General features: G+C 68.7%; 12 protein-coding genes. 7 read left to right on the top strand and 5 right to left on the bottom strand.

All coding sequences use genetic code 11. From position 1 onward, the window contains the following. The first annotated feature begins 58 nt into the window (after nt 1-58). Nucleotides 59-1,693: a hypothetical protein gene (locus Q0833_RS07535; RefSeq protein WP_298431986.1), complete on the top strand. Its 1,635-nt coding sequence runs from the start codon at nt 59-61 to the stop codon at nt 1,691-1,693. Here the strand turns inward: Q0833_RS07535 and hpt are convergent. After that, nucleotides 1,690-2,226, bottom strand: a complete 537-nt coding sequence (gene hpt / locus Q0833_RS07530) for a hypoxanthine phosphoribosyltransferase (RefSeq protein WP_298431983.1) — start codon at nt 2,224-2,226, stop codon at nt 1,690-1,692. The genes Q0833_RS07535 and hpt overlap by 4 nt on opposite strands. Before the next feature lie 82 nt (nt 2,227-2,308). Here hpt and Q0833_RS07525 point away from each other — a divergent pair, with 82 nt between their 5' ends. After that, nucleotides 2,309-2,764 (top strand): type II toxin-antitoxin system RatA family toxin, encoded by a 456-nt coding sequence (locus Q0833_RS07525; RefSeq protein WP_298431980.1) that lies wholly within the window; start codon nt 2,309-2,311, stop codon nt 2,762-2,764. Nucleotides 2,765-2,796: 32 nt separating this feature from the next. Here Q0833_RS07525 and Q0833_RS07520 read toward each other — a convergent pair whose 3' ends face one another. From Q0833_RS07520 to Q0833_RS07510, 3 genes are read right to left on the bottom strand one after another with little or no spacing between them, the layout of a single operon-like run. Further along, the gene (locus tag Q0833_RS07520; RefSeq protein ID WP_298431978.1) at nt 2,797-3,261 is read right to left on the bottom strand and encodes a CinA family protein; all 465 of its coding nucleotides are present in this window, start codon (nt 3,259-3,261) and stop codon (nt 2,797-2,799) included. Next, the gene (locus tag Q0833_RS07515) at nt 3,258-3,740 is read right to left on the bottom strand and encodes a phosphatidylglycerophosphatase A (RefSeq protein ID WP_298431975.1); all 483 of its coding nucleotides are present in this window, start codon (nt 3,738-3,740) and stop codon (nt 3,258-3,260) included. Before Q0833_RS07515 ends, Q0833_RS07520 begins: the two co-directional genes overlap by 4 nt. After that, entirely contained in the window at nt 3,737-4,855 is a 1,119-nt protein-coding gene (locus Q0833_RS07510; protein ID WP_298431971.1) for a bifunctional 2-C-methyl-D-erythritol 4-phosphate cytidylyltransferase/2-C-methyl-D-erythritol 2,4-cyclodiphosphate synthase, read from the bottom strand. Before Q0833_RS07510 ends, Q0833_RS07515 begins: the two co-directional genes overlap by 4 nt. Before the next feature lie 233 nt (nt 4,856-5,088). Here Q0833_RS07510 and dusB point away from each other — a divergent pair, with 233 nt between their 5' ends. The 5 genes from dusB (at nt 5,089) to Q0833_RS07485 (ending at nt 12,175) form a co-directional block, all read left to right on the top strand. Continuing rightward, nucleotides 5,089-6,042, top strand: coding sequence for a tRNA dihydrouridine synthase DusB (gene dusB, locus Q0833_RS07505; protein ID WP_367274940.1), 954 nt, complete (start codon nt 5,089-5,091; stop codon nt 6,040-6,042). Then, nucleotides 6,039-7,112 (top strand): ATP-binding protein, encoded by a 1,074-nt coding sequence (locus tag Q0833_RS07500; RefSeq protein WP_298431964.1) that lies wholly within the window; start codon nt 6,039-6,041, stop codon nt 7,110-7,112. Before dusB ends, Q0833_RS07500 begins: the two co-directional genes overlap by 4 nt. 3 nt (nt 7,113-7,115) lie before the next feature. Next, complete coding sequence (locus tag Q0833_RS07495; protein ID WP_298431961.1) at nt 7,116-8,477, top strand: response regulator; 1,362 nt, start codon at nt 7,116-7,118, stop codon at nt 8,475-8,477. A gap of 102 nt (nt 8,478-8,579) precedes the next feature. After that, a complete protein-coding gene (locus Q0833_RS07490; protein ID WP_298431958.1) occupies nt 8,580-10,778 on the top strand; it encodes a PAS domain-containing sensor histidine kinase in 2,199 nt (732 codons plus the stop codon). 2 nt (nt 10,779-10,780) lie between these two features. Beyond that, a complete protein-coding gene (locus tag Q0833_RS07485) occupies nt 10,781-12,175 on the top strand; it encodes a sigma-54 dependent transcriptional regulator (RefSeq protein WP_298431956.1) in 1,395 nt (464 codons plus the stop codon). On the opposite strand, the gene Q0833_RS07480 is transcribed toward Q0833_RS07485, so the two are convergent. Then, a complete protein-coding gene (locus tag Q0833_RS07480; RefSeq protein WP_298431953.1) occupies nt 12,172-12,588 on the bottom strand; it encodes a hypothetical protein in 417 nt (138 codons plus the stop codon). The two genes, Q0833_RS07485 and Q0833_RS07480, sit on opposite strands and share 4 nt — an antisense overlap. Nucleotides 12,589-12,614 lie beyond the last annotated feature (26 nt).

Here is a 12,614-nt window from a genome sequence, read left to right as displayed (position 1 = left end):
ACGTTTTGGCCGCAAGAGTCCGGTTCCTTGTCCGACAGTTTTGGACGGGACCGGACCCATGGCGAAGAAGACCTACTCCCTCAATGAATGGCACCAAGGTGCCCTGACCGCCGTCGGCGTGAGCTATGCGTTATCGGCGGCGATCACCTTCTATTCCGTCGCGCAAGCCCTCGGGCTGCTGGCCGATCCCGCCGCGCATCTGACGACGCTCCTTGCCATGGCCGCGACGCTGCCGCTGCCGTTGCTGCTGGCGGTCCCGCGCCTTCTTCCCAAGGCGATCAGCGAGCCGTCACGGTGGTATCACGTCCCGTTCGTGATCATCGCGCTTCTGGTCCTGAGCGCGATCGGCGCCTATCCCCTCTACCTTCGCGCCCTCGCAGCGGGAATTCCGACGGAGGTCATCAATCGCTATGATCCCTCGTTCCTGGCCGTTATCGGTATCGTCTCGGTCATCGCCGCCATCGTGACGTCGATCCGCCTCGTGCGACGCGGGCCCCTCGGGGGCTCGGGCGTCCAGAGCATTCCGGTCGATGATCTTGCGCCCGCCCTGCGACAGGCGCCGGTCCGGTCAACGAAGCTCGAATCCACGCACATTTTCTTCCTGCGCCTGACCGGCCTCGCGATGTTCGGATCGGTTGCCTACGGCGCCGCGACCCAGCCGAACCCGATGATCTGGGGCATCGTCGCTGCCGCACTCGGCCTCGTGGCGGCGGTCATGCACCTGTCGCCTCGCTGGACGCCGCGCGTCCTCGCGCGGCCGTCGCGCTGGTATCACTTCTTCGGCTGGAACCTGCTCGAATCGCTTCTCTTCTGTCTGGCACTCATGCCCTTTGTCGCGGGCGCATATGGCCCGATCTTCGCCCAGGCCATGGAGGATGCGGCGGCTGGAATCGAGCGCAACCAAGCCGAGATCGGCGAGCTTGTTATGACCTCGTTGATGGCCAGCCCCGGCGTCCTGGCCTACGTCGCGATCTCGATCCCCATGACCCTCGCGTGGTTCACCATGATCGGCCTCCTGTTCCAAAAACCGTCCGCCCGGCCCGTTGCCGCCACGACCGAGCGCACATCCGACATCCCCGCCGTCGCCAAGGAACTCCCCCCCATCCCGAAACGCGTCGCCAAGCGCGCCCAGCTGCCCGCCATCGGGGCGGCGATGAAGCTCTACCTCGTGGCCGACTGGCTCGTACTGCGCCTCGTCGGGCTGGGCCTTCTCGGGACGGCCTACATGCTCTGGCTGATGATCGAGGCCGAGCGCACCTCCCGCGCGGCCCAGCTTTCCTACGGGCAGGAGCCAATGCACGCGCTCTATGCCTATGCCGGCCTCGGCACGCTTCTGGCGCTGCCCTTCCTGTTGCCCGGTTTCCTGTCGCGGCCGAACAACGTGGCGGGCGGCCTCGCCAAGGCGGTGCTGCTGGTCGTCTCGGCCTTCCTGCTGCTGCCGGCGCTGCATCTGGCGATCGATCTCTTCACGCCCGACATCTACCACGCCACGCTGCACCTCACCGTGCCTAATGTCTTCAAGGCCGTGGCCGGCATTGCGGTGACCTCGGCGCTCCTGATCTCGTTCTTCCGCCAGCTGGGCGGCCTGCCCAAGGTGGACGGCATGGGCAATCCCAAGATCGAGATGTCGGCCGCCGAGATGCGAGAGATGCGCATCGCGCGGATGGCGCTTCAGTCGCACCAGCTCTCCTAGTCGGGCAGGCGGACCTCGCCGATATAGGGCAGGTTCCGGTTCCGCTGGGCGTAGTCGATGCCGTAACCCACGACGAAGGCATCCGGAATCTCGAACCCCGTCCATGTGGCGCGGATATCGACCTCCCGGCGGCTGGGCTTGTCGAGCAGCGCGATCGTCTCGAGCCGCGCCGGCTCGCGCGAGGAGAGGAGCTTGACCACGGCGCTCAGCGTATGGCCGGTGTCGACGATATCCTCGACCACAAGCACGTCGCGCCCGGCGATCTCGCCCCGCAAATCCTTGAGGATGCGCACCTCGCGCGAGGATTCCATCGCGTCGCCGTAGCTCGACGCCTCGAGGAAATCGACCTCCACCGGCAGGTCCAGCTCGCGCACCAGATCGGCGATGAACACGAAGGACCCGCGCAGAAGGCCGACCACCACCAGCTTGTCGGTCCCCCCGAAGCGGCCCTCGATCTCGCGGGCGAGGGCCTCGATCCGCGCGGCGATCGACTTGGCCGAGATCATCTGGTCGATGCTGTAGTCCTGGCCCATATTGCCCTCCGCGAACCCAATCGGCATCAAGGGCGTTAACACGCCGACCGCACCGGACCCAAGGCCCGACCGAAGGACGCCCATGCCCCGCCATTCCGAGACCCGCGACCTGCCGTACACGGCGCAACAGATGTATGACCTCGTGGCGGATGTCGAACGCTACCCGGACTTCCTGCCATGGACCGCCGCCGCACGCATCCGCTCGCGCGAGGACACGCCCGACGGCGAGGTGATGCTCGCGGACCTCGTGATCAGCTTCAAGGTCTTCCGCGAACGGTTCGGCAGTCGTGTCGTCTTGCATCCCGAGACCCGCGTGATCGAGACGGAGTATCTCGACGGGCCGTTCAAACACCTGCAATCCGAGTGGCGCTTCGAGGAGATCGAGGGCGGGTGCCGCATCCATTTCTGGGTCGATTTCGAGTTCAAGAACGCCCTGATCGGCCGCGTTGTGGGTGTCGTGTTCAACGAAGCGATGCAGCGGGTCGTGCGCGCCTTCGAGAACCGCGCCCGCGCGCTCTATGGTTCCGCGGCGGCCTGACCCTCAGGTCGGGTGCGTGGGTCTCCGCGCCGTCACGACGCCGCCGCCCCGAGCAGAGCCAGCGCATGATCCCGCGCCGCCTGCCGGACCCGGTCGCGCCCGAGCGCGCCGAACTCCACCGTCTCGACCCGCGTCGCGTCGCTCGTGGCCAGCCCGAAGCAGACGCGACCCTCGGGCTTGAATTCCGACGCGCCCGGTCCCGCGATCCCGGTCACCGACACGGCGAGATCCGCACCCGCGCGCGCCCGCGCGCCCTCGGCCATCTCGCGGGCGACCTCCTCCGAGACGGCACCCTTCGTGTCCAGCGTCGCCTCCGAGACACCCAGAAGATCGACCTTCGCCGCGTTGGAGTAGGTCACGACACCCCAGAGCATCACGTCGGATGCGCCCGCCGGATCGGTCAGCGCGGCCGCGACCAGTCCGCCCGTGCAACTTTCGGCTGTCGCCACGGTCAGGCCTGCCGCACGACACGCCGCCAGAACCTCCGCGCCGGTCACAGCGCGTGCGCCAGACCGGCCAGCAGGATCACCCCAACCGCCGCCATGACACCCGCGACGGCGTCGTCGAGCATCACGCCCCACGCGTCCGAGCGGCGGTCCATCCAGCCGACGGGCCCCGGCTTCCAGATGTCGAACAGGCGGAAGAGCACGAAGGCCGCGATCCAGCCCGGCCAGAGCCGCTCGACCTCGACGCCCGCGCGTGCGGCGCCCCAGACCACCGGCAAAAGCGCGATCCAGACGCCCAGAAGCTCGTCGATCACCACTTCGCCCGGATCGTGATCCGCGGCACCTTTCGTGACCTCGACCGTTGCCCAGTAGCCCAGCGGTACCATCAACGCGGTCAGCGCGGTGAAGACGAGCGGGCCGCCCTGTGCGGCCAACCACGCCAGCGGCAGGGCGGCCAACGTGCCCCATGTCCCCGGCGCAGGCTTCAGAAGGCCCGAGTAAAGGACCGTGGCGACAAGCTTGGCGATCATGCCCGCACCAGCGTTACGGTGGCGAGGCAGGCGATGCCTTCACCGCGCCCCGCGAAGCCCAGCCGTTCGGTCGTCGTCGCCTTCACCGAGACGCGGTCGACCTCGACGCCCATGATTTCCGCCATCCGCACCCGCATCGCGTCGGCCTGAGGCCCGATCTTCGGCGCCTCGCAGATCAGCGTCGCATCGACATTGCCGACCGCGTAGCCGCGCCCGGCCGCCAGACCGATCGCGTGGCGCAGGAAGACATGGCTCTCGGCACCCTTCCATTGCGGATCGCTGGGTGGGAAATGGCGGCCGATGTCGCCCTCGGCCAGCGCGCCATAGATCGCGTCGGTCACCGTATGAAGGCCCACATCGGCATCCGAATGCCCCTGCAATCCGCGACCGTGCGGCACGGCCACGCCGCAGAGCATGACGTGGTCGCCCGGCCCGAAGCGGTGGACGTCGAACCCGTTGCCGACCCTGATATCCATGCCCGTTCCCTTCGCCGCACGGGCCAGATCGTCCGGTCCCGTGATCTTCATATTGGCCTCGTCGCCCGGCACGATGGCGACGGTCAGGCCCGCTTGCAACGCCACCTCGACGTCATCCGCCGCCAGCCCGTCCGACGCGGCGTGGGCCGATCGGATGGCCTCCGTCCGGAACCCCTGCGGCGTCTGCGCCCGGTGAAGCCCCGCGCGATCGGCCAGCCCTTCGACGGTCGCGCCCCCGCGCCAGAGCGCATCGGTCACCGCCAGCGCAGGCGCAGCGCCGTCATGGGTATCGAGCGCTGTCAATACCGCGTCGATGACCGCGTGGGACACGCCGGGGCGGGCGGCATCGTGGATCAGCACGCGCTCGGTCTCGACCCGCGCCAGCCCCGCAGCCACGGACGCAGCACGCGTCGCGCCGCCGTCCACCAGCGTCACGCCGGGCAGGGCCGCTTCCGCCCGCGCGCGATCATCCCGGTGGATCACCACGATCACCGCATCGACCCGCCCGTCGAACGCGGCGACGGCGCGCGCCGCGACGGGCTGGCCGTCGAGCATCTGCCACTGCTTCGGAATCTCGCCCCCCGCGCGCGTCCCCCGTCCGGCGGCGACGATCAGCGCTGTGGCGGTGGGACGGGTCATGGCAGCCTCGAGCACGGTCGCTTCGGTCCTAGCCGTCGGGGCAGGGGGTGACAACCGGACGGGCATGGGGGTGGCTCAGCGCCTAAAATTTGTGCATATGCCGTATCGGCACGCGGCTCCGGGCCGGTGCCGGTGCCCCCCGGTTCGTCCGCCGCCTATATCCACCGCAACCCGCCCGAGGACTCAGCCCCGTGCCCCATGCCCATCTCGATCCTCGCCTGTCAGCTCTCGGAGTGACGTCGCCCGTGATGCTGGCCCCCATGGCGGGGATCACCGACCTGCCGTTCCGGAGCCTCGTGGCGTCTTTCGGCGCCGGGCTCGTGGTCTCCGAGATGGTCGCCTCGCGCGAGATGGTCGAAGCCAAGCCCTCCGTCCGCGACCGGGCCGAACTGGGCATGGATCGCGACGGCACCTCGGTCCAGATCGCCGGCCGCGATGCCACATGGATGGCCGAGGCGGCGAAGCTCCTCTACTGGCGCGGCGCGCGCATCATCGACATCAACATGGGCTGCCCCGCCAAGAAGGTGACGGGCGGCCTCTCGGGTTCCGCGCTCCTACGGGATCACGACCACGCGCTGCGCCTGATCGAAGCGGTGGTCGACGCGGTGCCGATCCCCGTGACGCTGAAGACCCGGCTGGGCTGGGACGACGAAAGCCGCGACACCGCGTCGCTGGCCATCCGCGCGGAGGCTGCGGGCATCCGGATGCTGACCATCCACGGCCGCACCCGGTGCCAGTTTTACAAGGGCGCCGCCGACTGGGCCGCGATCCGACCCATCGTCGAGGCCGTGTCCATCCCCGTGATCGCCAATGGCGACATCCTCGACAGCGCGAGCGCCCGCGCGGCCCTCGCCGCGTCGGGTGCGGCGGGGGTCATGGTCGGACGCGGCGCGCAGGGCGCCCCCTGGCGGCTGGCCGAGATCGCGGCCGATCTTGGCCAGGGCGGGCGGCCCGACATTCCGACCGGAGAGGCGTTGATCGACATGGTCGGGCGCCATTTCGCGGCGATCTGCGACTTCTACGGACCCGTGCTGGGGGGGCGCGTGGCTCGCAAGCACCTGGGCTGGTACATGGACCGCGCGGGCACGCCGGCCGCGCTGCGCCGCGCCGTCCTGACCGCGCCGCCCGAGGCGGTGCCGGACCTTTTGCCGGACGCGCTCGGACGCGACCGGGCCGAGGCCGCATGACGGATGCAGTCTGGCACGCCCTGCCGATCCCGGCGCTGACCCTGGACCCCGACGATCGCATCCTCGCCATCAACGGACCGGGCGAAGGCTTCCTGAACCGTTCCGCCCGTGTCCTTGCGGAGCGGAACCTGCCCGACCTGATCGACGTCGAGGGAGGCTTGGCCAACGCCACCTCCCGCGTGCGCCGCAACGGCGCGCCGCTGACGCTGCACGACACCGCGCTTCGGATCGGGCGGGCCCCCGCGCTGCGCTGCGAGTTGCATATCGCGCCGCTGGGCGAGGGGACGCTGATCCTGATCTCGCCGCAGGATATCGCGGCCCGGCTGGATCGCGCCAGCACATCACGGAGCGCGGCCCGCTCGGCCATCGGCATGGCCGAGATGCTGGCGCACGAGATCAAGAACCCGCTGGCCGGGATCACCGGCGCGGCCCAGCTTTTGGGGATGAACCTCTCGGGCGAAGACCTCCAAATGACCGATCTGATCGTCGCCGAAACGCGGCGGATCGTGAAACTCCTCGAACAGGTCGAGCAGTTCGGGAACCTGCAACCGCCCCGACGGCGCGCGGTCAACATTCACGACGTGCTCGACCGGGCCCGGCGTTCGGCGTTGGTGGGGTTCGCAGCCCATACCAGCATCGAGGAGAAGTACGACCCGTCGCTGCCGCCGACGCTGGGCGATCCGGACCAGCTTCAGCAGGTCTTCCTGAACCTCCTGAAGAATGCCGCACAAGTGGCCCCGCAGGATGGAAAGATCACGATCCGGACATTCTACGAGGCGGCCCTCCGGGTGCGCCGTCCCGACGGGACCCATGGCGACCTGCCGCTTCAGGTCGAGATCGTCGATGACGGGCCGGGTATCCCGCCCCACGTCGCATCCAACCTCTTCGAGCCCTTCGTGTCCGGGCGCGAGAACGGCACCGGGCTGGGTCTGCCTCTCGTGGCCAAGATCCTCGACGAACACGAAGGCTGGATCAGTGTCGACAGCGCGCCGGGGCGGACGGTGTTCCGCATCTCGCTCCCGCGCGCGCCGAACGACATGAAGAACGACCTGCAAGATATTGAAAGGTAAGACATGGACGGCACCATCCTCGTCGCTGACGACGACCGTACGATCCGCACCGTCCTGACCCAGGCGCTGACCCGCGCCGGGTGCAAGGTCCATGCCACCGCCTCGCTCGTGACGCTGATGCGATGGGTCGAGGAGGGGAAGGGCGATCTCGTGATCTCGGACGTGGTCATGCCGGACGGCAACGGGCTCGAGACGTTGCCGAAGATCACCGCCGAGCGCCCGGACCTGCCCGTCATCGTGATATCGGCGCAGAACACGATCATGACGGCCATTCAGGCCGCCGAGGCCGAGGCTTACGACTACCTGCCGAAGCCGTTCGACCTCCCGGACCTGATGAAGCGGGCGGCGCGGGCGCTCGACCGGCGGCCCGCACCGACCACCGCGACCCCGACCGACGCGCCGCCGGACGACCTGCCGCTGGTCGGTCGGACGCCACGGATGCAGGAGCTCTATCGCCTCGTGGCGCGCGTGATGAACACCGATCTGCCGGTGCTCATCGCGGGCGAAAGCGGGACCGGCAAGTCCCTGATCGCGCGGGCCATTCACGACTTCTCGGATCGCCGCTCCTCGCCCTTCGTCATCGCGGGTGCGGCCGAGCTGGAAGGCTTCGACGGCCCCGGCGACCTGATGGCGCGGGCCAAGGGCGGTACGCTCCTGTTCGACGAGGTGGGCGATCTCGATGCAGCCGCGCAGTCGCGAGTCGTGCGCATGCTGGACGGGCAGGGGGATGGCGGGCCACGTATTCTCGCCACGGCGCAGCGGGATCTTACGCCACGGCTCGACGCAGAGGAGGACGGCTTTCGCTCGGATCTCTATTACCGCTTGGCCGGCGCGCAGCTCGACGTGCCTGCGCTGCGCGAACGGGTCGACGACATCCCGCTCCTGGCCGCCCATTTCCTGGCGCGGGCCGAGCGTGAGGGCGGGGCCGTCCGGCGGTTCTCCGACGATGCCGTCACCGCCATCCGCGCCCATGCCTGGCCCGGGAACGTCCGCCAGCTGGAGAACGTCGTCCGCCGCCTCGTGGCCACGTCACCGGCCGAGGAGATCGTCCGCTCCGAGGTCGAGGCCGTGCTGGGTCCCGCGGTCGCCGGGCCCCGCGCGGTCGCCGCGACGGATCGCCTTTCGGATGCCGTGGGCGCCCATCTGCAGCGGTACTTTGACCTGCAAGGCGGCGAGTTGCCCGCGCCCGGCCTCTATCAGCGCGTATTGCGCGAGGTGGAGCTTCCGCTGATCGAGATCGCGCTGGATGCGACCGCAGGCAACCAGGCCCGCTGTGCCGATTTGCTCGGCATCAACCGCAATACGCTCCGCAAGAAGATCACCGACCTCGATATTCAGGTGACACGGCGCCGCAAATTGATGTAGATTGGCCACAGGCGTTGCAGATCGGGAACAATCCGGCATGAGCGACGCGCGGTAAGACATTGTTTCGAGGCGATCTTGCGGGTTCCTGTCACCGGCGAGGCCATGTCGCGCACATTCCTCTGGAGTGGGCGTCGGCAGGTTCAGACGATCATGACCCTGGCCCTGGTGGTGCTGGGGCCGGTCCTCGTGTTCCTGACATTCATGACGCTGACCCTGCGCGGGCCGACGGGCGACCAGTCTTGGCTGCGGGCGGTTCTGCTCGCCGATCTGGTCTATATCATCATGATCGCGGCCCTCGTGATCCGGCGGGTGACGCGGATGGTCGCGGCCCGGCGCGCGCGGTCGGCCGGATCGCAGTTGCACCTGCGGCTGACGGGCGTCTTCACCGGCATCGCGCTGGTCCCGACGATCCTGACAGCGGTCTTTGCGACGATCACGATCAACATGGGGCTGGAGGGATGGTTCTCGGACCGGGTGCGCAGTGCGCTGGGCAATTCGGTCGAGGCGGCGCAGGCCTATGCGCAGGAGCATCGCGACGACCTGACCGAGGATGCGCGCGGGCTGGCGGGCTATCTCAACGTGGCCAAGCGGGCCAGTTTCTTCATGACCGACGGCGATCTGCGCCAGCTTCTGGGGCAAGGGCAGGACCTTGTGCAGCGGGGGTTGGAGGAGGCGTTTGTCATCGACGGCACCGGAGAGATCCGGGCGCGCGGCGAGGCGAGCTACCTCTTCGATTTCGAGCCGGTGAGCGCCGAGCAACTCGCGCTGGCCGAGGCCGGGTCGGTCGTCCTGATCGAGGACGAGGAATTCGACGAATTCCGCGCGCTGCTGCGGCTGACGGCGTACCCGGACCGCTACCTCTACGTCACGCGCGAGGTCGATGGCGACATCCTCGAGCTTCTCGACGAGACCGAAGCGACGGCCCAGCTCTACCAGCAGCTGGAACGGGAACGCGGACGGCTCTTGTTCGAATTCGGCCTTCTTTATGTGGGCTTCGCGCTGATCCTGATCCTGGCCGCGACCTGGGCGGGCCTGTGGTTCGCCGAGCGGCTGTCGCGCCCCGTGGGCCGGCTTGCGGGCGCAGCGCAGCGCGTGGGGCAGGGCGATCTGGACGTCCGGGTCCGCGAGGATGCGGGCGATGACGAGATCGCGGTGCTGGGGCGTCTCTTCAACCAGATGACACGACAGTTGAAGGGCCAGCGCGACGCGCTCGTGGAAACGAACATGCAGACCGAGCGCCGCCGCCGCCTGTTCGACAGCGTGCTGGGATCGGTCACGGCGGGGGTCGTCGGCCTCGACGACAGCGGGCGGATCGACTTCATGAATCGGTCGGGCCAGCGCCTTCTGGGGCTGGACGGCGCACGCTACGGCGAGGCGCTGGACGAGGTCGTGCCGGAATTCGCCAAACTCTTCGAGCGGTCCAGGGCCACGAGCGGCGACACCGTCGAGGAGGAGCTGCGGATCGCGCGGGGCGGCAAGCTCGAGAGCCTGCTGGTGCGCATCGCGCTCCGGCCCGGCGCGGACGGCGCGCCCGAGGGATATGTCGTGGCCTTCGACGACGTGACCGAGCTCGTATCGGCGCAGCGCATGGCCGCATGGGGCGACGTCGCGCGCCGCATCGCCCACGAGATCAAGAACCCGCTGACCCCGATCCAGCTCTCGGCCGAGCGGGTCAAGCGGCGCTTCGGCAAGGAGCTGCCCCCCGAGAGCGCGGAAAAGCTGGCCGAGCTGACCGATGTGATCGTGCGGCAGGCGGGCGACCTGCGCCGCATCGTCGACGAGTTCAGCCAGTTCGCGCGCATGCCCGAACCCCAGCGCCAGCGGGGCGACATCGCCGCGCTGCTGCGCGAGACGGTGACGTTGCAGAAGGCCGCGCTTGAGCCGACGGCGCTGGTGTCCGACATTCCCGAAGGCCGCGTCCGCGCCGAGTTCGACCCCACCATGATGGGGCAGGCCTTCACCAATCTCATCAAGAACGCGGGCGAGGCGGTCGAGAGCCGCATCGAGCGCGGCGACGCCCCGTTCGCCGCGCAGGTTCGCGTCGCCCTGCACGAGAGCGAGACGGGCATCGACATCGTGATCGGCGACACGGGGATAGGGCTGCCGCAGGACCGCACGCGCCTGTTCGAGCCCTATGTGACGACGCGCGACAAGGGCACCGGCCTCGGGCTGCCCATCGTCAAGAAGATCATCGAGGAGCATGGCGGCACGCTGGAGTTGCGCGACGCGCCGCCGGACGACACCGGACATCAGGGGGCGGAGGCCGTCATAAGGCTCCCCCGTATCGAAGAGGGACAGTAGACATGGGCGATATCCTGATCACCGACGACGAGGCCGATATCCGGAGCCTCATCAAGGACATCCTGGAGGACGAAGGCTATGCCTGCCGGATGGCCGGAACCGCCGAGGACTGCATGTCCGCCATAGAGGAGGATGCCCCGAGCCTGATGATCCTCGACATCTGGCTCAAGGACTCGGACATGGACGGGATCGACATCCTGAAGTCCGTGCGCCGCAGCCATCCGGACGTGCCGATCATCATCATCTCGGGCCACGGGAATATCGAGATCGCGGTCGCGGCCATCAAGCAGGGGGCCTACGACTACATCGAGAAGCCGTTCAACATCGACCAGCTCATGGTCGTCGTCAGCCGCGCGATGGAAGCCTCGAAGCTGCGCCACGAGAATTCCGAGCTGCGCCGGCGCGATTCCACCTCGGCCGAGATGATCGGCCAGTCGACCGCGTTCAAATCGCTGCAATCGCAGCTCAAGAAGGTGATGAATTCGAACGGGCGCGTCATGCTCTCGGGCCCTGCGGGATCGGGCAAGGAGGTCGCGGCCCGCTACATCCACGCCAACTCCAACCGCGCCAACGCGCCCTTCGTGACCGTCTCGTCGGCCTCGATCGAGCCCGAGCGGATGGAAACCGTCCTCTTCGGGCGCGAGACGCCCGAGAAGGGGATCGAGCCGGGGCTGCTGGAACAGGCCCACGAGGGCGTCATCTATTTCGACGAGATCGCCGACATGCCTCTGGGCACCCAGTCGAAGATCCTGCGCGTCATGGTCGAGCAGGCGTTCCAGCGCGTCGGCGGCACCGAGAAGGTGCGCGTGGACCTGCGCGTCGTCTCCTCGACCACCCGCGACCTCGAGGCAGAAATCCGGGCCGGGCGCTTCCGCGAGGAGCTGTACCACCGCCTGAACGTGGTGCCCGTGCCCGTGCCGGCGCTCGAAGATCGGCGCGACGACATCCCCGTCCTGGCGGATCACTTCATCTCGGCGCTCAACAAGTCGCAGGGCCTGCCGCTGCGCGAGATCTCCGAGGAGACGAAGGCGCTTCTTCAGACGATGCGCTGGCCGGGCAATGTCCGCCAGTTGCGCAACGTGATCGAGCGGGTGCTGATCCTCGGCGACGGCAGCGGTCCGATCGAGCCGTCGGAGCTTCCGACGCCGGGCGAGGGCGGGGGCGACGACGGCGAGATGACGCTGACCGGGAGCCTCGCGTCGCTGCCGCTGCGGGAGGCGCGCGAGCTCTTCGAGCGGCAATACCTGATGACCCAGATCAACCGCTTCGGCGGCAATATCAGCCGGACAGCGAATTTCGTCGGGATGGAGCGCTCGGCGCTGCACCGGAAGCTGAAATCGCTGGGCGTGGTGACCAGCGCGCGCGGCGGGGCCCGGGTCGCGCGTGTCGACGACTAGCGCGCGGCCAGCATCCCGTCTCCGGTGACGCAGACGCCCCGCGCGTCGAACGGATGGCTCGTCAGCGGCGTCACCGCGCCGCTGCAGGCGGGCAGCGTGGCCAGGTCGTATCCCTTGGCCCCCATGCAGGCCGCGATCGAGCGGTCGCGCAGATTGTCGTTCCGGTCGTAGTCGAACACGTCCGGCCCGGCCGCGCCGATACAGACGCTGCCCTCGCAGACGCGGCCGCCCAGCGTAATACGCGGCGCTGTCGCGATGCCGGTTGCCGCCGGGAACTGCGCCTGCGCCGTGGCGGCGCAGGACAGGAACTCCTGTTCGGCCGTCGCCGCCTCGACGCCCGGCTTCAGCCAGACGGGGCGATCGGCGGCGGCACAGGCGGCGAGCAGTGCGAGCGGGAGCAGGAAGCGTATCATGCGCGATAAGCTAGCGGTGCCTGCCG

The sequence above is a fragment of the uncultured Jannaschia sp. genome (genome assembly GCF_947503795.1).
Classification (GTDB): Bacteria; Pseudomonadota; Alphaproteobacteria; order Rhodobacterales; family Rhodobacteraceae; genus Jannaschia.
Note: the sequence above shows the minus strand (reverse complement) of the source record. Positions and strands in the feature narration are given on the sequence as shown.